The 22,527-nt window shown below is 37.3% G+C and carries 39 protein-coding genes; 36 read left to right on the top strand and 3 right to left on the bottom strand.

Annotation, left to right across the window (positions count from 1 at the left end; translation table 11 throughout):
• Positions 1–149 precede the first annotated feature (149 nt).
• The 5 genes from sufC (at position 150) to sufB (ending at position 5,412) form a co-directional block, all read left to right on the top strand.
• Positions 150–929, top strand: coding sequence for a Fe-S cluster assembly ATPase SufC (gene sufC / locus ACVWXS_RS05790; protein WP_276563163.1), 780 nt, complete (start codon positions 150–152; stop codon positions 927–929).
• Positions 930–947: 18 nt separating this feature from the next.
• Positions 948–2,255, top strand: coding sequence for a Fe-S cluster assembly protein SufD (gene sufD, locus ACVWXS_RS05785; RefSeq protein WP_456956837.1), 1,308 nt, complete (start codon positions 948–950; stop codon positions 2,253–2,255).
• On the top strand, positions 2,255–3,484 hold the full coding sequence (locus ACVWXS_RS05780; protein WP_402985486.1) for a cysteine desulfurase: 1,230 nt from the start codon (positions 2,255–2,257) through the stop codon (positions 3,482–3,484). The genes sufD and ACVWXS_RS05780 overlap by 1 nt, the downstream gene beginning before the upstream one ends.
• Complete coding sequence (sufU, locus tag ACVWXS_RS05775; protein WP_423475491.1) at positions 3,474–3,899, top strand: Fe-S cluster assembly sulfur transfer protein SufU; 426 nt, start codon at positions 3,474–3,476, stop codon at positions 3,897–3,899. Before ACVWXS_RS05780 ends, sufU begins: the two co-directional genes overlap by 11 nt.
• A gap of 115 nt (positions 3,900–4,014) precedes the next feature.
• Positions 4,015–5,412, top strand: a complete 1,398-nt coding sequence (sufB, locus tag ACVWXS_RS05770; protein WP_031417705.1) for a Fe-S cluster assembly protein SufB — start codon at positions 4,015–4,017, stop codon at positions 5,410–5,412.
• Positions 5,413–5,498: 86 nt separating this feature from the next.
• Here the strand turns inward: sufB and ACVWXS_RS05765 are convergent, their stop codons facing one another.
• From ACVWXS_RS05765 to ACVWXS_RS05755, 3 genes are read right to left on the bottom strand one after another with little or no spacing between them, the layout of a single operon-like run.
• Positions 5,499–6,665, bottom strand: coding sequence for a site-specific integrase (locus ACVWXS_RS05765; protein WP_456956834.1), 1,167 nt, complete (start codon positions 6,663–6,665; stop codon positions 5,499–5,501).
• A gap of 46 nt (positions 6,666–6,711) precedes the next feature.
• The gene (locus ACVWXS_RS05760) at positions 6,712–7,152 is read right to left on the bottom strand and encodes an ImmA/IrrE family metallo-endopeptidase (protein WP_456956832.1); all 441 of its coding nucleotides are present in this window, start codon (positions 7,150–7,152) and stop codon (positions 6,712–6,714) included.
• Between the two features lie 18 nt (positions 7,153–7,170).
• Positions 7,171–7,608, bottom strand: coding sequence for a helix-turn-helix domain-containing protein (locus ACVWXS_RS05755; protein ID WP_456956830.1), 438 nt, complete (start codon positions 7,606–7,608; stop codon positions 7,171–7,173).
• 161 nt (positions 7,609–7,769) lie between these two features.
• Here ACVWXS_RS05755 and ACVWXS_RS05750 point away from each other — a divergent pair, with 161 nt between their 5' ends.
• From ACVWXS_RS05750 to ACVWXS_RS05600, 31 genes are all read left to right on the top strand, one after another.
• A complete protein-coding gene (locus tag ACVWXS_RS05750; protein WP_456956828.1) occupies positions 7,770–8,027 on the top strand; it encodes a helix-turn-helix domain-containing protein in 258 nt (85 codons plus the stop codon).
• A gap of 34 nt (positions 8,028–8,061) precedes the next feature.
• Positions 8,062–8,793 carry an ORF6C domain-containing protein gene (locus ACVWXS_RS05745; protein ID WP_456956826.1) on the top strand — a complete coding sequence of 244 codons (732 nt, stop codon included), beginning with the start codon at positions 8,062–8,064 and terminating at the stop codon, positions 8,791–8,793.
• A gap of 42 nt (positions 8,794–8,835) precedes the next feature.
• Complete coding sequence (locus ACVWXS_RS05740; protein WP_456956824.1) at positions 8,836–9,111, top strand: group-specific protein; 276 nt, start codon at positions 8,836–8,838, stop codon at positions 9,109–9,111.
• A 179-nt stretch (positions 9,112–9,290) separates the two neighbouring features.
• On the top strand, positions 9,291–9,809 hold the full coding sequence (locus tag ACVWXS_RS05735; protein ID WP_456956822.1) for a helix-turn-helix domain-containing protein: 519 nt from the start codon (positions 9,291–9,293) through the stop codon (positions 9,807–9,809).
• Positions 9,806–10,057, top strand: coding sequence for a hypothetical protein (locus ACVWXS_RS05730; RefSeq protein WP_456956820.1), 252 nt, complete (start codon positions 9,806–9,808; stop codon positions 10,055–10,057). The genes ACVWXS_RS05735 and ACVWXS_RS05730 overlap by 4 nt, the downstream gene beginning before the upstream one ends.
• The gene (locus ACVWXS_RS05725; protein WP_456956818.1) at positions 10,041–10,175 is read left to right on the top strand and encodes a hypothetical protein; all 135 of its coding nucleotides are present in this window, start codon (positions 10,041–10,043) and stop codon (positions 10,173–10,175) included. Before ACVWXS_RS05730 ends, ACVWXS_RS05725 begins: the two co-directional genes overlap by 17 nt.
• A 78-nt stretch (positions 10,176–10,253) precedes the next feature.
• Positions 10,254–10,427: a hypothetical protein gene (locus ACVWXS_RS05720; RefSeq protein ID WP_456956816.1), complete on the top strand. Its 174-nt coding sequence runs from the start codon at positions 10,254–10,256 to the stop codon at positions 10,425–10,427.
• A 179-nt stretch (positions 10,428–10,606) separates the two neighbouring features.
• Entirely contained in the window at positions 10,607–12,637 is a 2,031-nt protein-coding gene (locus ACVWXS_RS05715; RefSeq protein WP_456956814.1) for an AAA family ATPase, read from the top strand.
• A 2-nt stretch (positions 12,638–12,639) separates the two neighbouring features.
• Positions 12,640–13,569, top strand: a complete 930-nt coding sequence (locus ACVWXS_RS05710) for a recombinase RecT (RefSeq protein ID WP_456956812.1) — start codon at positions 12,640–12,642, stop codon at positions 13,567–13,569.
• Positions 13,569–14,270 carry an MBL fold metallo-hydrolase gene (locus ACVWXS_RS05705; protein WP_456956810.1) on the top strand — a complete coding sequence of 234 codons (702 nt, stop codon included), beginning with the start codon at positions 13,569–13,571 and terminating at the stop codon, positions 14,268–14,270. The genes ACVWXS_RS05710 and ACVWXS_RS05705 overlap by 1 nt, the downstream gene beginning before the upstream one ends.
• Before the next feature lie 12 nt (positions 14,271–14,282).
• Entirely contained in the window at positions 14,283–14,648 is a 366-nt protein-coding gene (locus ACVWXS_RS05700; protein WP_456956808.1) for a hypothetical protein, read from the top strand.
• An 82-nt stretch (positions 14,649–14,730) separates the two neighbouring features.
• Positions 14,731–15,090 (top strand): hypothetical protein, encoded by a 360-nt coding sequence (locus ACVWXS_RS05695; RefSeq protein WP_456956806.1) that lies wholly within the window; start codon positions 14,731–14,733, stop codon positions 15,088–15,090.
• Positions 15,091–15,105: 15 nt separating this feature from the next.
• Entirely contained in the window at positions 15,106–15,888 is a 783-nt protein-coding gene (locus ACVWXS_RS05690) for a DnaD domain protein (protein ID WP_456956804.1), read from the top strand.
• Positions 15,812–16,633 (top strand): ATP-binding protein, encoded by an 822-nt coding sequence (locus ACVWXS_RS05685; RefSeq protein WP_456956802.1) that lies wholly within the window; start codon positions 15,812–15,814, stop codon positions 16,631–16,633. The genes ACVWXS_RS05690 and ACVWXS_RS05685 overlap by 77 nt, the downstream gene beginning before the upstream one ends.
• A 329-nt stretch (positions 16,634–16,962) precedes the next feature.
• Positions 16,963–17,202, top strand: coding sequence for a hypothetical protein (locus tag ACVWXS_RS05680; RefSeq protein ID WP_456956800.1), 240 nt, complete (start codon positions 16,963–16,965; stop codon positions 17,200–17,202).
• A 3-nt stretch (positions 17,203–17,205) separates the two neighbouring features.
• Positions 17,206–17,418, top strand: a complete 213-nt coding sequence (locus ACVWXS_RS05675) for a hypothetical protein (protein WP_456956798.1) — start codon at positions 17,206–17,208, stop codon at positions 17,416–17,418.
• Positions 17,411–17,599: a hypothetical protein gene (locus ACVWXS_RS05670; RefSeq protein ID WP_456956796.1), complete on the top strand. Its 189-nt coding sequence runs from the start codon at positions 17,411–17,413 to the stop codon at positions 17,597–17,599. The genes ACVWXS_RS05675 and ACVWXS_RS05670 overlap by 8 nt, the downstream gene beginning before the upstream one ends.
• Positions 17,596–17,823 (top strand): hypothetical protein, encoded by a 228-nt coding sequence (locus ACVWXS_RS05665; RefSeq protein WP_456956794.1) that lies wholly within the window; start codon positions 17,596–17,598, stop codon positions 17,821–17,823. Before ACVWXS_RS05670 ends, ACVWXS_RS05665 begins: the two co-directional genes overlap by 4 nt.
• Positions 17,820–18,059: a hypothetical protein gene (locus tag ACVWXS_RS05660; protein ID WP_456956792.1), complete on the top strand. Its 240-nt coding sequence runs from the start codon at positions 17,820–17,822 to the stop codon at positions 18,057–18,059. The genes ACVWXS_RS05665 and ACVWXS_RS05660 overlap by 4 nt, the downstream gene beginning before the upstream one ends.
• Positions 18,056–18,442 carry a beta barrel domain-containing protein gene (locus ACVWXS_RS05655; protein WP_456956790.1) on the top strand — a complete coding sequence of 129 codons (387 nt, stop codon included), beginning with the start codon at positions 18,056–18,058 and terminating at the stop codon, positions 18,440–18,442. The genes ACVWXS_RS05660 and ACVWXS_RS05655 overlap by 4 nt, the downstream gene beginning before the upstream one ends.
• Positions 18,439–18,948, top strand: coding sequence for a single-stranded DNA-binding protein (gene ssb, locus ACVWXS_RS05650; protein ID WP_456956788.1), 510 nt, complete (start codon positions 18,439–18,441; stop codon positions 18,946–18,948). The genes ACVWXS_RS05655 and ssb overlap by 4 nt, the downstream gene beginning before the upstream one ends.
• 20 nt (positions 18,949–18,968) lie before the next feature.
• Positions 18,969–19,172: a hypothetical protein gene (locus tag ACVWXS_RS05645; RefSeq protein WP_456956787.1), complete on the top strand. Its 204-nt coding sequence runs from the start codon at positions 18,969–18,971 to the stop codon at positions 19,170–19,172.
• On the top strand, positions 19,150–19,647 hold the full coding sequence (locus ACVWXS_RS05640; protein WP_456956785.1) for a dUTP diphosphatase: 498 nt from the start codon (positions 19,150–19,152) through the stop codon (positions 19,645–19,647). The genes ACVWXS_RS05645 and ACVWXS_RS05640 overlap by 23 nt, the downstream gene beginning before the upstream one ends.
• Positions 19,648–19,658: 11 nt before the next feature.
• Entirely contained in the window at positions 19,659–19,838 is a 180-nt protein-coding gene (locus ACVWXS_RS05635) for a hypothetical protein (RefSeq protein WP_456956783.1), read from the top strand.
• A 74-nt stretch (positions 19,839–19,912) separates the two neighbouring features.
• Positions 19,913–20,329, top strand: a complete 417-nt coding sequence (locus ACVWXS_RS05630) for a RusA family crossover junction endodeoxyribonuclease (RefSeq protein WP_456956781.1) — start codon at positions 19,913–19,915, stop codon at positions 20,327–20,329.
• Entirely contained in the window at positions 20,314–20,625 is a 312-nt protein-coding gene (locus tag ACVWXS_RS05625) for a hypothetical protein (RefSeq protein WP_456956779.1), read from the top strand. Before ACVWXS_RS05630 ends, ACVWXS_RS05625 begins: the two co-directional genes overlap by 16 nt.
• 47 nt (positions 20,626–20,672) lie before the next feature.
• Complete coding sequence (locus ACVWXS_RS05620; RefSeq protein ID WP_456956777.1) at positions 20,673–21,011, top strand: hypothetical protein; 339 nt, start codon at positions 20,673–20,675, stop codon at positions 21,009–21,011.
• Positions 21,012–21,047: 36 nt separating this feature from the next.
• Positions 21,048–21,206 carry a hypothetical protein gene (locus ACVWXS_RS05615; protein ID WP_456956775.1) on the top strand — a complete coding sequence of 53 codons (159 nt, stop codon included), beginning with the start codon at positions 21,048–21,050 and terminating at the stop codon, positions 21,204–21,206.
• Between the two features lie 184 nt (positions 21,207–21,390).
• Positions 21,391–21,624, top strand: coding sequence for a hypothetical protein (locus ACVWXS_RS05610; RefSeq protein ID WP_456956773.1), 234 nt, complete (start codon positions 21,391–21,393; stop codon positions 21,622–21,624).
• Positions 21,625–21,634: 10 nt separating this feature from the next.
• Positions 21,635–21,976 carry a hypothetical protein gene (locus ACVWXS_RS05605; RefSeq protein ID WP_456956771.1) on the top strand — a complete coding sequence of 114 codons (342 nt, stop codon included), beginning with the start codon at positions 21,635–21,637 and terminating at the stop codon, positions 21,974–21,976.
• 105 nt (positions 21,977–22,081) lie between these two features.
• Complete coding sequence (locus ACVWXS_RS05600; RefSeq protein ID WP_456956769.1) at positions 22,082–22,480, top strand: LuxR C-terminal-related transcriptional regulator; 399 nt, start codon at positions 22,082–22,084, stop codon at positions 22,478–22,480.
• Positions 22,481–22,527 lie beyond the last annotated feature (47 nt).

The following is a 22,527-nucleotide window of genomic DNA, read 5'->3' as shown; positions in this document are numbered from 1 at the left end:
TTACAAAGTCTTTGTTTTTAGGGATTATATCAGAAGAGAATGAAAGTGATTGAAATGGTTTGCATAGAGAACGATTTTCAGTTAAGATTAGAATGATGATAATTAAGGAATGGTTCACCATTCACTGAACACACTATGGAGGTATTTTCATGTCAACTTTAGTTATTAAAGATCTTCACGTTGAAATCGACGGGAAAGAGATATTAAAAGGCGTAAACCTTACTATCAATACAAATGAAATTCACGCAATTATGGGACCAAACGGAACTGGTAAATCTACACTAGCTTCTGCAATCATGGGTCACCCTAAATATGAAGTAACATCTGGTACAGTTGAACTTGATGGCGAAAATGTACTTGAAATGGAAGTAGACGAGCGTGCTCAGGCAGGTCTATTCCTAGCAATGCAATATCCTTCTGAAATCGCTGGTGTAACAAATGCTGATTTCTTACGTTCAGCTATTAATGCACGTCGTGAAGAAGGCGATGAAATTTCACTAATGAAATTTATCCGTGAACTAGATAAAAACATGGAATTCCTTGAAATGAATGAAGATATGGCACAACGTTATTTAAATGAAGGTTTCTCTGGCGGTGAGAAAAAACGTAACGAAATTCTTCAATTAATGATGATTAAACCAACTATCGCAATTTTAGATGAAATTGACTCTGGTCTTGATATTGACGCACTTAAAGTTGTATCAAAAGGCATCAATGCAATGCGTGGAGAAGGCTTCGGCTGCTTAATGATCACTCACTACCAACGCCTACTTAACTACATTACACCAGACCATGTACACGTAATGATGCAAGGTCGTGTTGTTAAATCAGGTGGCGAAGAATTAGCACAACGTTTAGAAGCAGAAGGCTATGACTGGATTAAAAAAGAATTAGGTATCGAAGAAGAAACAGAAGAACAAGAAGCATAAGAGGGAGGACGAACTAGCATGACAGTGGAACTTAACTTGCCTGTAACAGTACAGGACGTGCGCTCGTTCTCAGAAGCAAATGGTGAACCGGCTTGGTTTACAGAGCTTCGCGCGGCAGCACTAGACAAAGTAACTGGTTTAGATTTGCCAAAACCAGACAGAACAAATATTACAAAATGGGATTTTGTGAATTTCCCAACGCATACAGTTGACAGTGAAGGATTCGCTTCACTTGATGCATTACCAGAAGAAGCAAAAAGCTTAATTGATTTTGAGGCACAAGAAAATCTTTATATTCAACGCAATAACACACCAGCTTTCATTAAAACATCACAAGAACTTGCTGATAAAGGTGTTATTTTTACAGATATTTTAACAGCAATTCGTGAACATGATGAGCTTGTTAAAAAGTACTTTATGACAGAAGCAGTAAAAGTTGATGAGCATAAGCTAACAGCGCTTCATGCGGCACTTGTAAATGGTGGTGTGTTCGTATATGTACCGAAAAATGTAATTATCGAACAGCCGCTTCAAGTAGTATTCTTAAACGATAACGCAGAAGCTTCTTTATATAACCACGTATTAGTTGTAGCTGAAGCAAATTCAGCTGTAACGTATGTTGAAACATATATTTCAACAGTTGAAGAAGCAAAAGGTCAAGCAAATATTATTGCAGAAGTAGTAGTGCAAGATAATGCACAAGTTACTTACGGTGCTGTTGATGTACTTGCAAAAGGATATACTACTTATGTTAATCGTCGCGCTCGACTAGCTCGTGATGCGAAAGTAGATTGGGCTCTTGGCTTAATGAATGATTCAGATACTATTTCTGAAAACATTTCACATCTAATCGGTGACGGTTCTCATGCTGATACAAAAACAGTAGTTGTTGGTCGCGGTGAACAAAAACTTAACTTTACTACTGAAGTTCGTCACTGGGGTAAAAACTCAAACGGTCATATCTTAAAGCATGGTGTGATGAAAGACGCAGCACAATCAATTTTTAACGGTATTGGCTACATCGAACACGGTGCAACAAAAGCTGATGCACAACAAGAATCACGTGTATTAATGCTTTCTGAAAAAGCTCGTGGCGATGCAAACCCAATTCTATTAATCGATGAAGACGATGTAACAGCAGGACACGCAGCATCTGTTGGTCGAGTAGATCCACTACAACTGTACTACTTAATGAGTCGTGGTATCTCAAAAGCAGAAGCAGAGCGCCTTGTTATCCATGGATTCCTTGCGCCAGTTGTTACGCAATTACCAATCGAGGGCGTTCAAAAGCAACTGACGGAGGTTATTGAAAGGAAAGTTCGCTAATGATGAATAAAGACATTAAAAGCTATTTCCCAATTTTAAATCAGGAAGTAAACGGTCATAAGCTTGTTTATCTTGATAGTGCAGCAACTTCTCAAAAACCTATTCAAGTGATAGAAGCAATGAAGCATTATTATGAATTCGATAATTCCAATGTTCACCGTGGTGTGCATACATTAGGAAATCGTGCTACTGACAAGTATGAAGGAGCACGTGAAAAGGTTCGTAAGTTTATCAATGCTACATCAACACAAGAAATTATCTTTACTCGTGGTACTACAACCGCTTTAAATACAGTGGCAGGAAGTTATGGTCGTGCTAATGTTGCTGAGGGTGATGAAATTGTCATTACTCACATGGAGCACCACTCTAATATTATTCCTTGGCAGCAACTAGCAAAGGAAAAAAATGCAACACTGAAATACATTGAACTTGAAGCAGATGGCACACTTAACTTGGAGAAGGTACGTGCGACTATTACGCCTAAAACAAAAATTGTGTCGGTGTCAATGGCTTCAAACGTATTAGGAACGATTAATCCAATTAAAGAAATTGCTCAAATTGCACATGCTAATGGTGCTGTAATGGTAGCTGATGGGGCACAAGCAGCACCACATATGAAAATCGATGTCCAGGATTTGGATGTAGATTTCTTAGGATTCTCAGGGCATAAAATGTGCGGACCAACAGGAATAGGTGTACTATATGGTAAAAAGGAACACCTTGAAAAGATGGAGCCAATTGAATTTGGTGGCGAAATGATTGACTTTGTTGGGCTTTATGACTCGACGTGGAAGGAATTACCGTGGAAATTTGAAGGTGGAACGCCTATTATTGCAGGTGCAATAGGTTTAGGAGCCGCTATTGATTTCTTAACTGAAATTGGGCTTGATCATATTGCGGAGCATGAGCATAAGCTTGCAGGCTACGCGATGGATCAGCTTGAAACAATTGACGGACTTAAAATTTTCGGCCCGCGTGATCCAATGAAGCGTTGTGGACTTGTAACGTTTAACCTAGACGATGTACATCCACATGATGTGGCAACGGTTCTTGATATGAGCGGTATTGCTGTTCGTGCAGGACATCATTGCGCTCAGCCACTAATGAAATGTCTTCAACAAGTAGCAACAGCGCGTGCAAGTTTCTATCTGTATAATACAGAGGAAGATATTGACCGCCTAGTTACAGGGTTACGTTCTGCGAAGGAGTATTTTGGCGATGTCTTTTAATAATTTAGATCAACTATATCGTTCAGTCATTATGGATCATTATAAAAATCCTCGTAATAAAGGATCGATTGAAGAAGATGCTGTAACGATAGATATGAACAATCCAACTTGTGGTGACCGTATTCACTTAACGCTTAAAGTGACTGACGGTATTGTAGAGGATGCGAAATTTGACGGTGAAGGCTGTTCAATTTCGATGTCGTCTGCATCCATGATGACACAAATTATCAAAGGGAAAAAGGTTGAGGAAGCATTAGAGCTTGCTGATATCTTTTCTAAAATGATGATGGGTGAAGACTATAGCGAGAAATATGACCTTGAGGATGTTGAAGCACTACAAGGTGTTTCACAATTCCCTGCACGTATTAAATGTGCGACGTTAGCTTGGAAAGCGATGGAAAAAGGCGTAAAGTAATAATTTTATCCCAATAAACACTTGAATAAAAGCAATAATACATGTTTTCATTCAGGACGAGGGGTTTCGTTTTAGACTAGATAAATAACAATAATTCATGAACGGAGGAGAAACAATGGCTAAAAAAATGCCTGATATTGGCGATTACAAATACGGTTTCCATGACAAGGACGTATCAATTTTCCGTTCAAAACGTGGTTTAACTGAAGAAATCGTCCGTGAAATTTCAAATATGAAACAAGAGCCTGAGTGGATGCTTGAATACCGCTTAAAAGCACTTGAAACTTTCTATACAAAACCAATGCCGCAATGGGGTGGCGACCTAGGAGACTTAGATTTTGATGAAATTACGTACTACGTAAAACCATCAGAAGCTACACAAAAATCTTGGGATGAAGTACCTGATGAAATCAAAGCTACTTTTGATAAATTAGGTATTCCAGAAGCAGAACAAAAATATCTTGCTGGTGTATCTGCTCAGTACGAATCTGAGGTAGTATATCACAACATGAAACAAGATCTTGAAGACCTTGGTATTGTGTTCAAAGATACAGACTCAGCTTTACGTGAAAACGAAGATATTTTCAAACAGTACTGGGGTAAAGTGATTCCTTACACTGACAACAAATTCGCTGCACTAAACTCAGCTGTTTGGTCAGGTGGATCATTCATCTATGTACCACCAGGTGTAAAAGTGGAAACACCGTTACAAGCTTACTTCCGTATTAACTCTGAAAACATGGGTCAATTCGAACGTACGCTAATTATCGTAGACGAAGGTGCTCACGTACACTACGTTGAAGGTTGTACAGCTCCTGTTTACACAACAAACTCTTTACACTCAGCAGTAGTAGAAATTGTTGTACGTAAAGACGCATACTGCCGTTATACAACGATTCAAAACTGGGCGAACAACGTATACAACTTAGTAACAAAACGTACAGTTGTTGAAGAAAACGGTACGATGGAATGGATCGACGGTAACATCGGTTCTAAGTTAACAATGAAGTACCCAGCTTGTATCCTTAAAGGTGAAGGCGCTCGTGGTATGACATTATCAATCGCGCTAGCAGGTAAAGGGCAACACCAACATGCAGGTGCGAAAATGATTCATATGGCACCAAACACATCTTCAACAATCGTTTCGAAATCGATTGCAAAACAAGGTGGTAAAGTAACATATATGGGTCAAGTTCGTTTCGGCCCTAAAGCAAGTGGTGCACGTGCGAACATTGAATGTGACACGTTAATCATGGATAACCAATCTACTTCAGATACAATTCCTTACAACGAAATCTTAAATGATAATGTTTCTTTAGAGCATGAAGCGAAAGTTTCAAAAGTATCAGAGGAACAATTATTCTACTTAATGTCTCGTGGTATTTCTGAAGAAGAAGCGACAGAAATGATCGTAATGGGCTTCATTGAACCATTCACAAAAGAATTACCAATGGAATACGCAGTAGAAATGAACCGTCTGATCAAGTTCGAAATGGAAGGGTCTATCGGATAAAACACCGATAAACGTTGGTATATAAGGGTTTGTGGTTACTTGGTTAAGTGCCAAAAACCCTTTTTGCCCACATTTTGCCCACGAATTTACGAATTAACGTGTTTTTTATATAAATCGAGTGCATTGCGCTCGATTTTTTTTGTTATATGCAGATATGTATCTGCAGTTGTTTTTATTGTTTTATGTCCCAATCTTCTTGAGATATATTTTAGGTCTGCGCCAGCTTCTAAAAGATGAACGGCATGGCTATGTCTAAGAGCGTGAGGAGATAATACAGGAACATTTGCACGTTTACAAATTTCTTTAAAATGTTCTCGCACTACATTAGCTTGCCAGTAGGTACCACTTGTATTATGGAAAACTAACATTTTTTCTTTTTCTTTAATTTGTGGCCTCATATATGGATAGCGCAAATGGATTTCTTTCTGATTGATATTCCACTTTTTTAAAACCTTCGCCACTTCTTCATCAAATTCTATAACTCTTTCACTAGATGTCGTCTTAGTATCAGATACAACAGGTTTATTTGTATCATTGTCATAATAGACGGTTTTATTAACATCGATGGTGTTATTTACTAAATCAATATCTTCCCATTCAAGCGATAAAATCTCGCCTATACGTAATCCTGTTCGAGCCATGGTAAAGAACATTGCATATCTTTCAACTGAGTGCTGATACTTTGCGTTTTTTGGTTTTAATGCTGTTGCATCTAGGAACAAGTTCATTTCTTCAATAGTAAAGAACTTTACTTTTTTATCTCGAGTTTTATTCGGTAATTTCAATCGAGATAAAGGGGTTTCCCTTAATAATTTAAATTCAAAAACAGCATCATTTAATGCGCTTGCGAAAATACTGTGGAATCGTCTAATAGATCCGTCAGAGTAGGTATCGCTTAGTTCTAAAATCCACTTCATATATTCAGCTCTCGTTATATCTTTTAATGCATAGTTGCCCCATCTTGGCAAAATAACATTATTTATAGTTCGTTCTTGCAGATTGATGGTACTTTCTTTTAAATGTGGTCGTTTATATAAGTCGAACCATTTTGGCATATATTGAGCTATTGTTTCTTTGCCATCCTCTTGAAAACCGTAATATTCATTGTCTATTTCAGCTTTACTTGCTGCAAGCTGAGCTTCTTTTTTAGTTTTGAATCCACTTTTAGTTGTTTCTTTCCACTGACCTGTTTGATGATCTTTTATTCTAATACGGTATTGCCAGGTATTATTTCGTTTGCGAAAACTAGCCATCGTGCAACCCCTCCTATGGAGCAGAATATATGTTCTTTTTTACGTATTAAAATAGCCCCTTAAATTTTAGTTCCGCAAATTCTACAGGAACATTAAATAAGGTAGCTATATCATAGATAGTCATTTGATCATATGAATCAAATAAACTTTCATCTGGAATTAATAGATAAGCAGCAAATTTATTTGCTTCTACTTCAAGTCTATCAATAGAAAAAAGAGTGTTAGCACGCATAAACGGAACACTAGAACATCTATGCAAAACAGCATGTCCTAATTCATGCGCACAAACCACACGTTGATCATCGTATGAAAGATTGTTGTTTAAAAAAATAATTTGATTACGTTTTTCGTACTGATAGAAGCCATTTATTTCATAATGTAAATCCCAATGGATAACGTTAATATTCAGAAACTCTGCTAATTCAAATGGATTTCTAGTACCATATTTTTTGCATAAATCATCGACCTTAGACTGGATAAAATCCATTTGCATCCCTCGAATCAGTTATTCTTCTCTATCTCTATATTTTTTAGGAATGAATTTTTTGTTATTTTTCTTCGCGAGTCGGATGCCAAACTCCATTGCTTCTAACAAAGATTCTTTTGCCTCATCACTCATTGGCTCACCGTTGAATAATAAACCTTCTGCAGATGATAAGTCTCCTCGTAGTTCGTCCATGCGCTTAGCTATATCACGTTCATCTTTAGATAGTTTATTATTTTCTTTAATAGAAGTATCGGTTGTTTTACCCAATAGGTAATCACTAGGACATGATAAAACCTCTGATAATCTAGCTATATCTTCAGCGCTTGGCTCAGTGTAACCGCGCTCCCAGTTTGAAATCACTTGAGGCGAAACAGAAATTTTTTGAGCTAATTGTAGTTGTGTGTGGTGCATCTTTTTTCGTTGTTCTTTAATACGAGAACCAATCATATCACTCATTTAAACACCTCTTTTCTATAATTGAAGCATACCCAAAACTAACGGAATTTGATATATTATTAACGGAATTTGAGAAAAATAATATAAAACTAGTTGACACTAACGGAAATCGTTAGTATAGTGTTATTAACGGATTACGTTAGTCGGAAAGAGGTGATTACATGATTCACGAGAACGTAAAAAAAATTCGTATAATACGCGGTGTAACTAAAAGACGTGTTGCAAAAGGTATTAATGTAACAGAAATGACATATGGTCGAATCGAAAATGGAATTAGTAAGTTAAGTGCAGAACACTTAAAAATTATAGCTACAATACTAGGTGTACCAGTAGCGACTTTTTTTGATGAAAAACTAACGGAATCCGTTATAAAAGAGGTTACGAGTGTTTCTTCATCAATAGAAAAGCAGTTAGCTTAATGTTTTAGCATTAAATACAAAAAGGAGGTTCGTTATGAATCAATTACAAATTATCGTACACGACAATCGAAGAGTACTTACAACAGCTCAAATCGCTGAAAGTTATGGAGCTGAAGAAAAATTAGTACAACAAAATTTCAGTAATAACAAAGGTCGTTTTAAAGAAGGAAAACACTTCTTCTTATTACAAGGTGCAGAGTTAAAAACCTTTAAAGACCACTTCGAAAATTTAGGGTTGGTTAAGAAAAATACAGCCTCTTTATATTTATGGACAGAAAAAGGTGCATTACTGCACGCAAAGTCTTTGAATACTAATGAAGCTTGGAACGCTTACGAAATGTTAGTTGATGAATATTACAAAGTCATTGAGCAAACAAAACAACAAGATCCGATTGAACTTGCATTACAAACATCACTCAAAAACTACCAAGAAATAAAAAATATCAAAGGTGATGTTGAATATCTAAAAGATCACATGAGAATTAACGGTGCCCAAGAGTTCGCACTGAATTCGCAAGGTAAAGCTAAAGTATTTGAAGTTCTTGGTGGATACGATTCATCGGCATATAACGCAGTAGCTCGCAAAGCGTTCGGAGAATTATGGCGTGACTTCAAACGTCACTTCCAATTACCTCGTTATAGTGAGTTGCCAAAAACAAAATTTGACGATGCTGTTTACTTCATATCTAAATGGCGACCAAGTACATCGCTTGAAATCGAAATTGAAAGTTATAACAAACAATCACAACTTAAATTAGTTAAATAAAAGGCTGCTGGGCAAAGCAACCTTTGGTAGGAGGTCATCAGAATGATTACAGTCGATACTGATTACTACGAAAAAAAAGCTGAATCTATTCTACGTGAAGAGGCTCAAAAGAGGCTAGACACATTAATTATTCAACATACTCTTTGGGATATGGAAGAATTGGTTCGACAAACAAAAATGAGTATTCCATTTATAAAAGAGCATTTCTTTTATGATGAAGATTTTCCAAAAAAGAAAATCGGTTCTAAGTGGTGGATGGATGCCGAACTCGCTAACGAATACATTCGCAAGTGGTGGCAAAAACAACCGAAAAATTAGGAGAGGCCAGGGCAAATGGCCTCAGTATAAATCAAACTACCAATCTAGTAGAAATCTAAGAGGTAGGGGCAAATCTACCTCTTAACATTATTATACACAAATTACTTAAAATTGATGGTCGCATACGAGTTAACTTTAGTGTGATATGTGACCTTAACTGAATAGAGAGGAATGGAAATATGAATGCAACTACCAATTTAGTAAGCGAAGCATTTAGAGGGATAAGAGGTGGTAAAACACAATTGCAACTCAGCATGGAATTAGATTTGTCACGAGAGACTGTATCAAAAATTGAAACCGGACGCTCTAAATTACCATCAGATATTAGTCAAACTTTGATGAAAAAATACGATGATCCAAAGCTTGCGATAGCTGTTCAATATGAATACACAAGAACGGGTCCAGTGTTGCTAAATGGTCCGAATGTTGACCTACACCGTTGTAGTGTCCGAGAAAAAACAATAGAAGAGGAAGAAGAATTTGTAGCAGCACTTAAGCGCACTAATTTTTCTAAACCAGCTCATGCTTTAACTTTTGAAGAAAAAGAAAATATTAAAAAAGCTATTGAGGAAGGAATAGAGGCTGAAACAGCAAAGAAAATGTGGCTTATGAGAGCTATAGAGTATGTCGGAATGAGTTATTCAGAGGCTTATGCTGAACATTATGAGGATTTGAGACAGAAGGGATTTATTATATGAGTTTTATTCAAATAGAAGAACAAATTGAACGTGAATTATTGTGTATCGATGATCTAACGAAAGAAATCAGCATGCTTGCACGTAAAGGTGAAACTGGTAAAGCGCATCAACGTAAACAAGACTTACATTTTTCGTTAAAACAACTAGAAAAACTCCGGGAATGCAAACGATTATGGTCTACTGTGGCTGATTTAAATAAGAACGGAACACTACAAAGGGCGGTGAAAGAGGTTGTGGAAATGGCTTGATAACTATTTTTACTTACCAGAAGAAGATGTACCAGAATCACACAGAAAATTTTGTGTTGGTGCCATGTTAACGATGTTAGTTATCGGAGTACCAACAATAATCACATGTTGGCAATAAAAAAGCTGCTTAATCATTGGAGTGATTAAACAGCTCGACTACTTACACAAGTCCAGTATACCACAAGGAGGTCATAAAGTGGACGAAATCATAAACAATTTGAAAAACGAAGCTAGAGCTTTGTATGAAATATATGCAGCTAATCAAGACATCGATATAGGACTAGCGATAAACTGCATCATCGATGCAGTAAACGTATTGGAACGTAAAGCATACGGTCAAGCCATGACAACAACGTATGACCTTAAATAAGACGTTTGCGAGTGTTATCTCGCTCTCGTCAAGCAGTTTGCAAATGGTTGGTTAGCCGTATCCTCTAAGGAATTTGCAGGCTGCTTGATGGGACAAACCATCAAAATAAAAAACCACTGCGCTAACAGTGGTCTGCAAAAACATTATTTAAATCATTCTACCACAGGAGGGCAAAAAAGATGAAGAAAATTGAGTTAGTAGTATTGAAATTACGTGATTTTAAGGGCATTAAATCATTAGACATTCAATTAGATGGTGGTAATGCGCAGATTTATGGTGATAACGAGGTAGGTAAAACTACAACGTTTGATGGGTTCTTATGGCTGTTATTCGATAAAGACAGCAACAACAAAAAGGATTTTGCTATCAAGACATTAAACAACGATGGATCCGAACGACATAACCTGGAGCATACAGTTGAAGGTACGTTTTTAGTTGATGGTGTGCCAGTTACATTAAAGAAAATTTACAAAGAGAAGTGGACTAAAAAGCGTGGACAAGCTGTAGCTGAATTTACTGGCCACGTTGTAGAACATTTTGTGGACGATGTACCAATGTCTAAAAAAGAGTACACAACGAAGGTTGAAAGCATCGTAGATGAAGAAGTATTCAAGCTTCTAACATCACCAACTTACTTTAATGAACAAATCAAATGGCAGGATAAACGCAAGCTATTGTTAGAAATTTGCGGTGATATTTCAGATGAGGAAGTTATCGCTTCAAACAAGGCCTTAGCAAAGTTAAATGAGTTACTTAGTGGCAAAACATTAGATGAAATGAAAAAGATCATCGCCAGTAAGAAAAAGCATATCAATGACGAGCTAGATAAGATTCCGGTACGTATTGATGAAATCAATAAAATGATGCCTGAAACAACTGTAGATGTTGAAAAAATGCAACAACAGGTAGCTAAGATTGAGGCTGATATTGAAGAGCTGCAGGAACAAAAAATACGTGTGAAGAATGGTGCATCGGTACTTGATAAACAGCGCCAGTTGCAAGAGCTAGAAATGAAGCGTAGTGATCTTAAAATAAATTTTGAAGCTGATAGCTTACAGAATGTTACTAAGCTCCGAGTGCGAGTTCAAGAAGCCCAAGGTAATGTTCAGGTCATCCAGTCAGATATTAACCATAAAGAAGCTTTCAAGAAATCGAAAGAATCTGAGTTAAATCAACTTTCAAATGATATTCAGCACACTGAAAACAGCTTAGTTAAACTTCGTAACGAATGGAATCAACACAACACTATGCAGTTTGAATATGAAGATAAATGCGAATGTCCAACATGTAAACAGACATTACCAGTAGATCAAGTGGAAGCTGCACGAAATGAAGCTTTAGCACAGTTCAATGATAAAAGAACGATTCTACTTGCAGGTGTAAATGAAAGAGGAAAGGCGCTTGCTCAGGAAAAGGCACAGAAGGAAGAACGTAAAGATGCAATAAACAAAGAGGTATTCAACATCAACACAGAAATCGATGCTGCTAAGAACAAACTTGAAACTGCTCAGAAAGAGTTGACTAAGTTCACTGATAAATTACAGCAAGCACAGACATTGGTACCAGATGTAGCAACTACAGACGAATACAAATCTATCAATCTTCAAATCGAAGCGTTACAGGCTGATATTAAGCAACTAAATGAGCATGCATACGAGGCAGTTGCTGGTATTGATGAAGAAATCACGAAGCTTAATTTTGAGCGTAATGAGTGTAATAGTGCTATTGCTCAGCATGCAAACATTGAAGCAAGTAAAGAACGTATTGTTGAACTTGAAGATCAACAAGCGAAACTTGCTCAAGAGTACGAAAAACTAGAGCATACAACATTCTTAATAGAAGAATTTATTCGTACTAAAGTAAACATGCTCACAGATCTTATTAACAGCAAGTTCAAATATGCACGATTCAAACTATTCGATACTCAGGTAAACGGTGGTCTTAACGAAGTATGTGAAACGACATTCAAAGGCGTTCCATACGGCACAGGCCTAAACAATGCAGCAAAAATTAATGTTGGCTTAGACATCATCAATACACTATCTGCTCATTATGGTATCCAGGCACCAATTTTTGTGGACAATGCCGAAGCTGTAACCAAGTTTATAGATGTGGATACTCAACTTGTTAGCTTAGTAGTTTCAGAGAAGGACAAGCAATTACGTGTAGAAGTAGAAGGTCAACAACCAATGCTTAAGGAGGCAATTTAATAATGACGAATCAAGTAGCACAACAACAAAACCAAGTAGCTCAAAAGGAAAAACAAAACGCTTTCGTTACACAGGTAGCCACAAAGATTGAAAGTATGAAGCAACAAGGTCAAATCAACTTGCCAGATAACTATTCGGCAGTTAATGCCTTGCAAGCAGCTTACTTCACCTTAACTGCAGTAGATTTCGGAAGTAAACAAGCATTAATTGATAAAGTAACTCCTGAATCGGTTGCATTTGCGCTACAGGATATGGCGATTCAAGGTTTATCAGTAGCTAAGAAACAAGGTTATTTCGTGCCATACGGTGACAAATTACAATTCTTGCGCTCATACCACGGTACTCAAGCAGTTCTTAAACGATTACATGGTGTAAAAGATTTATGGGCAAACGTTATCTGGAAAGGTGAAGAATTTGAGGTTGAATACAACGAACGTGGTCAACTTGCATTCAAAGCACACAAGGTTAACTGGAAAGCTGCAACAGGTAAGAAAGAGGATATTGAAGGTGCATATTGCATCATTGAGCGTGAGGATGGCACGCAGTTCTTAACGGTTATGACAATTGATGAAATCTTAACAGCATGGTCAACGGCTAAAACTCAAAATGTTCAAAATAAATATCCGCAGGAAATGGCAAAACGTACAGTTATCAATCGAGCTTCAAAAGCCTTTATTAACACATCTGATGATAGCGATCTATTAATAGAATCTTTAAATCGAACAACAGAAAACGAGTTTGAACCACAAGTAAAAGATATGGGCGATATTGAAGAAGTGAAGCGAGAAATAGAGCAGAACGCCAATACAGAAGAAATTGATATTAAGGAACAACCAACTGTAACTATTCAAGATGCAGAAATTGTAGAGACGCCACAGCAGCCAGTGCAAGAACAACAGCAAGCATCATTTGCAGATGGGCCAAATTTCTGATGATCCAAATCAAAACTCTAGCAACTGGAAGTAAGGGGAATTGCTATCACATTACAGATGGTAGCACTCCTCTACTCCTGGAGTGTGGTATCAGCTTCAAACAGATACAGCAGGGCGTTAATTTCGAGACTTCTATCCTTGGTGGTGTACTTGTTACCCATGAGCACAAAGACCACTGTAAAGGCGTGGAATCGGTGTTAAATCGAGGGCTTGATGTTTATATGTCAAAAGGTACTCAAGGGGCATTGCAGCTTAATCATCACCGAATTAAAACAGTTGAAAGTAAGAAGCGATTTAAAGTTGGTACATGGACCATATTGCCGTTTGATGTACAGCATGACGTTAATGAGCCGTTAGGATTTTTATTACAAAGCGACAATGGCTCGAAGTTACTTTTTGCAACGGATACTTACTACGTTAAATATCGATTCAGTGGACTGAATTATATCATGATCGAATGTAACTACGACCAACAAACTTTAGACGAAAATGTTGAGAGTGGTCGAGTACATCCAGCTATGAGAAAGCGTGTTATGCGATCGCATTTCAGCTTAGAAAATTTACTAGAGTTCTTTAAAGCTAACGACTTATCAAAAGTCGAAGAAATACATCTACTGCATTTATCCGATGGCAACAGCAACACGGAGCGCATCTTTAAAGCAGTAGCAAGGGTAACAGGCAAGATGATTTTTATTCCGTAGGAGGAGTTAAATTTGGAGATTTTAACAGATTATAAAGACTTAGTTGGTAAGAAAATAGTATTTTCACACATGGCTCAGTTTGCTGAACAAATTACATTAGCAACTGAAGACGGTTGTGTATTAATGGCGACATTTGATTATGACGATATGGCAGAAGAATCAAGGGTAAGGGTTATGTACCCTCATTCCGTAATTCAAGTCCTTAACAGACATGATTGGATACGTAATGAATTAGGCAAGTTAGGTATTTTTGATATTGAAAAATATAAAGAAGAACAGCGTATCAAACAAGAAAAAGAAAAAGAGGAATATCGTAAAAAGCAAGAAGTGAAAGAACGTGCCGAATACGAACGTTTAAAGGCTAAATTCGAAAAGTAATCGCTAAACAATTTGAATTTCTCAAATAAACCTATGATTAAAAATTTGAATATTGAAAATATGGGGGCTAATCATGAAGGTTTTGGAAAACCAAACTTTATTTCAATGTGATCACTGTGGCAAGCGATTGCTCACTAAACACGGTGCCAAAATCCATGAAGAAGAGTATTGCAAAAGCTCGGCTCAATTAATCGATAAAGGCTATGAAATTTTGATTAATTGCCAACATGATTGGAAAGAACGTTGGGCACCAATACCAGGTGAAGAACATTTAAGTGAACCTAGTCACGATGAATGTATTAAATGTGGTGCAGAATATTACTTAGTGTATGACTTCAAAGGCTTTATTAAAGCGAAAGAAGATATTCCGGAACGTATGTTACGTAGGATTGCGACTCTCGACAGAGATAAAAAGCGTTATGGCATAGATTTAATGTGGTAGGAGAGGTGAGGGCAAATGGGCATCATCCGAGTGGCTAAGAACAGCAACTATGTAGTGATGAATCGAACGGCATTGAACGACAACAGGCTATCTTGGAAAGCTAAAGGCATAATGGCATACATGCTTTCAATGCCGGATGATTGGGTGTTTTATATGGACGAATTAATGACTCACTCAACAGATGGTAAGGCATCATTCAGAGCTGGTTTCAATGAATTAAAGACATGTGGTTACATCGAACGAAAACCTATTCGTGAAGGGCAAAGAATTAAAGAATGGGAAACAATCGTTCATGAAGTACCTATAAATTCTCTACTTACCGATTTTCAAGAAGTAGAAAAGCAAGAAGTAGAAAACCAAGAAGTAGGTTTTCAAGAAGTAGAAAATCGAACACTACTAAGTACTGATAATAACCAAGTATTGAATAAACCAAATATTGATAATAACCAAGTACTGACTACAGACACGAAGCATGCTCAAAAGCTATATGAGTTCTTTGTCAGTCGTCTGCAAAAGTTTCCTAGTGATAAGTTACGAGAAGATATTGATTACTACCTAGCAACTTATCAGGATGCAGATCTCATTATTGAAGCATTTGAACGAGCACTTATAAATGGCCAGGTTACTAAAAAAGAAAAGTATGCATTAGGCACATTACGCAATTGGAAACATGAAGGCGTAACATCTATCGAATTATTAGCAAAAAAGGAGGATCAGCAACTTGGAAGCAATCAGCACAGCGCTACAAAGGGACAACGTACTACAGAAAGTGAATTCGGGGTTAATGTGGGCTTCTAATAAATGCGAAAAACATGATATACGAATGTTGATTCTGAATGGCGAAGAATCTTGTCCTAGATGCTTTTGCGAGAAAGAAAATGCTGAATTTGAAGCTGAATTTAAAGCTGAACTTCAGCAACAACAAGCAAAGGTTAAGTTTAATACACTCGCAAATAAAAGTTTGATACAGGACAAAACGTTACTAGATGCCACGTTTGATAGTTATATTGCACAGTCAACTGAGGAACAGACAAACAAACAACAAGCATTGCGTTTTGTCGAACGATACCAACAAGGGCACCAATTCAATCTATGGTTTAACGGCAAGCCGGGTGTAGGGAAAAGTCATTTGTCTATGAGTATTTTAAAAGTACTTAATAGCTTACATGTTTCATGTCTATATATCGACATCGATGAAATGTTAAGAAAGATAAGATCCAGTTTTAACGACAAAGAATCTCCATTTACTGAACAGTATTTCATTGATCTGCTAACAAACGTTGATTACTTGGTACTGGACGATTTAGGAGCAGAAACAGGAAATATTGATACAAACAAACAAGCAACAGATTTCACTAGCAAAGTATTACGAGCTGTTGTTAATGGACGGCAGGACAAGTCAACAATTGTTACTACGAATCTATCAAGTAAAGCGCTGATGAATATGTATGATCCTAAGTTAATTAGCCGCATGATGAAAAAATTAGAAACAATTCTTTTTACAGAAACATCGGACAAGCGTATTAAAAATATCGGATTTTAGAGGGGCGCACAGCCCCTTGATTGGAGGGTGAATGTGAAACGTTTCGTTGCGAAATACAAATCAACCAAGCGGTGTATCTGTTGTAACAAATCAATTAATTCTGGTGAAGTGTATTACCGGGAAAGGAAAGTCTTTAACGAAGTTGTGGAAGGCACTGGGATTGTTTCTTGGAACTTATATTATTGCGCTCGTTGTAACTACAAAATTCAACGTAAAAAAGAACGTTTTGCAAAGTTCGTAACTTCAGATAAATGCAAACATCCGAAGAGTCACACAGTATGGGGGTTGATTTTCGGTGAGGATTACGCGCAGGAACCAAAATACGACGAATGCGAAATATGCGGAAAGACATTTTAACGGAGGTGCAGGCAATGACCAATCCTAATCCATTTCAACAAGTCGCTGATTTCGTGGCAAGGATGGGTGAAGCTTATCGTGAATTTGAACTGAACAATCTCATGAGTGATCTTGAGGACTTCAACAAACGAAATTACAAAGATGCTGCTATCGATGTCGCTTTGGCTACTGGCGACCGTGAGGCTTTTAATAAATTAGTGGGGAGTGAATGAGTGATGAAGAAAAAACCACTACCTGAAGCTAGAGAGTTATCAGGTATTGAATTAGCAATGATTGCGATAAATCTTGAAAAACAGAAAGAGGAAATTAAACGATTGCGTAAAGCACTAGAACAAATCATGGAAGCCGAAGAACCTATCATGGAAGGTTGGGAAACAAGTACTTACAAAATTGCGTGTGAAGCTTTAGGTGGTGAAGCTAATGAATGAACAATACCTAATCGATCAAATCATTTTGCATTCACAGCTGTATAAGAAATATCAGTATAAAGAAAACGAAATAGGGTTTTATCAAAACCTTGAGGATCTAAGAAAGCTGAAAGGTTTTAGTAATCAAGATAATGCATTGGATTATGCGATTGCATGTACAGAAGGGGTGAAGGCTGCATGAGTGAAAAATTAAAACGGTGTGAAGCCTGTGAAGAAACATTTAGTTGGAATGATGATGTAATTCTTGTAAACGATGAAATATACCACAAAGATTGTGTTGATCTTTATCCAACCGGATATTTCGCAATGTTGGACGGAGAGCCTTTGGGAGAAACGGAAAATGAAGATGGATGTAGTGCTTATGACATTTTAAACGAAGGTGAATATGAGGAGGATCCTGCATGAGAAAACGTAACGGCATACCAATCGACGTACCTAGTGCTCGTAAACAGGTTCCAAAGGTTAAAACTCAAAAACCTGCAGAATACAACCAGTACAACGTGTATGTAACTATGTACAAATGTGATGGTGGTCAAAAAATCTGGACAATGGTTCCGCTGATGCATCCGGATTACCAGAAGTTAAGAAAAGAAGGTTATCGTATCACTGAGAAGTGGGATAAGAGGGAGGTTTCAGCATGAGTAAGACTAAAAAGTTAAAGCTTGAAATTGGTCAACGTGTATGGCTAGAAATACGCTTTTATCGTATGTGGCGAGGTGGTGGCTATGATAGAAGAATTTCAGAAGTTGAAGTCGTTAGAGCAAACAAAACAAGTGCTTATGTGGTTGATATAGAGGATTTAGATGCTGAAAAAGTATATGAACGTAAAATAGCGCAGAAAACTTTATCGGGTGATGGTGGTACTTTTGGAACTACCTATCATGTTTGGTTTAGCAAAGAAGATTTTGAAGCATCTGTACAGCGTAAAATTGACACAGCTAATGCACGCAATGAAGCCCATGAATTAATAGATAAAATGTCACTTGAGCGATTACAAAAGTTCATCCAGGAGGTAACAGCATGATTAACCGAGTTGTTTTAGTTGGCCGACTTACAAAAGATCCTGAGCTCAAGTATTCCACTAATGGAATTGCATCATGTAAGTTTCAGGTGGCAGTAAACAGGACATTTCAAAATCAACAGGGTGAACGTGAGGCAGATTTCATTAGCTGTGTTGCCTTTAGAAAACAGGCTGAGAATCTAGCGAACTTCATAAAGAAAGGAAATTTAATAGGTTTGGAAGGGCGAATCCAAACAGGCAGCTATGAGGGGCAAAACGGAAAAGTCTACACAACTGATGTGGTAGCTGACAGCATCCGATTCTTAGAACCACGTTCAAACGGCACAGGAGGCTCACAGAGCACTTCAAGCTACGAATCTAGTACAAATTATCAAGGAGCTAATACAGTGGCTCCACAAGGGCAGAATTACGGTAACAACAACCAGCCAAGTTTTACGAGGGTAGATGAAGATCCGTTTGCAAATACGAAGGCACCGATAGGGGTTTCTGAGGATGATTTACCATTTTAAGGTAATTAGGAGTGATTAAAGTGAACAATACAGATAAACGCAGGATATTGTATGCAAGAACACTCGGAGAGTTAAAGAAACAAATTAAGTTTCAAGAAAAGGCAGCTTATGTACCAATAAGTGAGGTTAAGTATTACGAAGACGAAAAATTTCCTTATCAGATTTTAGTAGAAAAAGAATGGTTAGCGAGGGAGCGTAAACATGAACTTAAAAAAATTATTTGAAGCACAAGAAAAATTGGACGAGCACATTTTAAAACAACATAACCTACAGTACGTTGAATTACCGAAAGTGATCTTATCTTTGCTAACGGAATTAAGCGAAGTGGCTAACGATTGGCAAGGTTTTAAGTACTGGAAAGTTAATAATGCACAAAAAGATACAACATTAGAGGAAATTGCAGATGTCACACATTTTCTAGCTTCTTTATCCAATCGTTTCAAGGTGACAGAGGAAGACATTAATGGTTTAGGTGCAGTGAGGTATACGGATGTATCTACACATTTCATCGCTATGCATCACGCAGCATCATTTATTGCAATGTATCCAAATGCAAATAAAAAACGTGAGCATGTTTTATCACTTTGGAAGCTTTTTAAAGGTCTTATTGAAAATTTAGGATTTACTTGGGAACAGGTAGAAGAAACTTATTACACTAAGAATCAGATTAACTATGCTAGACAAGTAAACGGCTACTGAGGTGCATCCAAATGAAAGAATACGCACTTTACAAAGGTGATCAGATGGTAGCCGTAGGAACGATTAAAGAAATAGCTGAGGAACGTGGTGTTAAACCTAGGACGATTAGATTTTACGGTACACCATGTTGGCAAAGACGTTTTACGAGTGAAGATAACAACAGGTTACAACTAGTAAGGCTTGAGGATTAAATACACGCTGCTGGTAGAACGGCATTTGGTTGTTTTATCAGCAGATTTATAAGAGTGCTAACAGGAGGGCAAACATGAACGTACTCAAAATTGAAATACCAGGTGATGTGCAGGCACAGCAACGACCACGAGTGACACGAAACGGCACATTTGATCCAAAAGAATCTAAGGACTATAAATCATTCGTAAGGTTGGTAGCCTCACAGGTTGCGCCAGATACGCTTATTACCGAGGAAATAAAATTGAGCATTGATGTGTACCGTAAGATGCCAAAAGCTATCAGCAACAGTAAGAAAAAGCTACAGCAGGCGCTAAACGGTGAATTAAGACCAACAACTAAGCCAGACATCGACAATTTAGCAAAAGGTATCAAAGACGGTCTTAGCAAGGTTATATGGTATGACGACAGTCAAGTAACAGAATTGATTGCTCGTAAGTGGTATTCGGATAATCCGAGGGCTGAGGTGACTATCGAATGGGCAGAAAAGTAAAAGGTAGATACATCTTATTCTCGCAAGAAGAACACGGGATGGTACAACTGGATTTCACTCATTGGCAAATAGAAAAATTCATTGGTATGTGGGAAGCTGATTTCTCTCTTAATTTGATTTATCGAAAGCTAAATATTCATAAGGTTAGTGCTGCTCTTATCGCTATGGATCTGGAGTTGTTAGGTGTAATTAAACCTAGGAAACATGGATTGATTGGTAAGAGGCTAGATGGTGATTATGATGATTGGTTTGAAGGATTTAAAAAGAATAGAGAATTAGAGCTGTGTAATCTTTGAAAGATATTGTTCAATAAAAAAATGTGGAATAAAGGAGTGAAGTCGTAATGAATATTGAACGCGGGGATAGTGTGAAATTTGGAGAGAAGTGGTGTAAAGAACATGGAAGGGAAGACCTTTTAAATCAGGTTATTAAATTCACGCCACAGTGGTTTGAAGATGACAATGGTCTTTACTCTTATGAAACTGAATGTCCAGGAATTTATAATGAAGAATGCGAAGAGGTTGATAGTATTTATCACCTTTTTGGAAATACATTCGAAAACTTTATGGACTGTGAACTAATTAAAGGAACGGTTGAAGATAAAGAGGAGTATGAAAAAATCATTCAAGGTAAAAACGATGCAGAAGCAAAGTGTTGGAATGAGTATGCAGCAAATATTTGAAAGAAATTGTTTAACAAGAAAGGAGTTAGAAAAGAGATGAAATCCAAACATCAAACTGTGTATGAAACTTCTTATGGTACTGTGAATGCTGTTATGAAAAACAAAATGACATTTGAAGAAGCTGAACAGATAGGAAAAGATTATTGCAGGTCTAACAACGTAAAATACATTCGCACAGAAAAAAATAAAAACTAATGAACATTTTGATCAAAGAAATTATAAAAGGGTCACTAAGTCGGAAGTGACCCTAAGTTATAAATGAGGGAGGCTGTGACGGTCAACAAACGCCACAGCAAGTGCGTGCGAAACACTCGATGATAATTTGTGCAAGTTAACATTACTTATACATTTAAAAAAGCCACAGAAAGGGAGATAGAAAATGAAAAAACCAAAATTCTATAACGGTAGACCAATAATTCAACCGGGAGAAATTTACGAAATTGACGGAATTGATTATAAAGTTATTACAGCTACTTCAGAAATAATTGCTGATAACCCAGATGGTCTTACTATGACAGAACTTGTGTATTGGTTAGATAACGCAGAGACAAAAGAGCGTAAGTACATGAGGAAATCTGAATTGGTATCAAAATTTAAAGAAGATGTTGTGTAGGAGGATAACCATGGATAAAAAACAGGAGCTTATTAATGCAATAACACAAAACCCAGAGCGCAGATTGGTTGTTTTGTACGACTCTGAAAATGGCAATAGCGACTATGCATACACTCTCGGAGAGATTCAAAAAGTCGAAGTTACCGAAACGACCACTTACAATGACGAAAGAGTTTATTTTAGTGATGAGCAGGAAGAGTTATTAGAAACTATCGAAGAAGATATTTATGTAGAAAAGTATGCAAATAAAATTTTAACAGATGAAGAAAATGCTGAAATAGAACGGTTAGCAAAGGAAGAAATAAAAAATTATGAATGGGAACCTGTGATTGTTGTCTATGTAGGAAGCTAAGTAAAAGAAAAAGCCGCAGCGTCGTCACACGCTACAGCTCAGAATTGGTTCATGCCCTTTGAGGTTTATCAAAATTATTATAACACACCGTAGGAGGGCAAACCTATGAAATTACTAACACAAGACAAGCTAGATTCAATGATTACAGACTACCACTGGATGGTTAACGCCATCAAAGAAATGCGAGCAGAAATGGTTATTGGGGCAAAAACGGCACAGTATGGTATCGAGGCTACATTACCAAAGGCAGTAGGCGGTGTAGGTGATCCAATTATGCAGGAGGCTATTAGACGTTCGAAAAATATTAAACGTGTTACAGAGTATGAGAACAAGCTGTTAGAGGTTCAAAATCTACTAGATAGAGTTACTGGTGATAGGGAGGTTCAAGTGTTGAACTGGATGCTGGACGGCAAGTCACAACGCTGGATAGGGCAACACATGGCTTTATCAGCAACTAGCATTAAGCGCATTAAGGATAACATTGTAAAACAGATGATTGCATAACAACAGGGTCTTCGTGCCCCTATGAAAGATATTTTAGGAAGGTGATC

Source organism: Lysinibacillus sp. TE18511 (assembly GCF_054062295.1).
The sequence above is the reverse complement of the archived record's forward strand: the minus strand, read 5'-3'. Positions and strand labels throughout refer to the sequence as shown.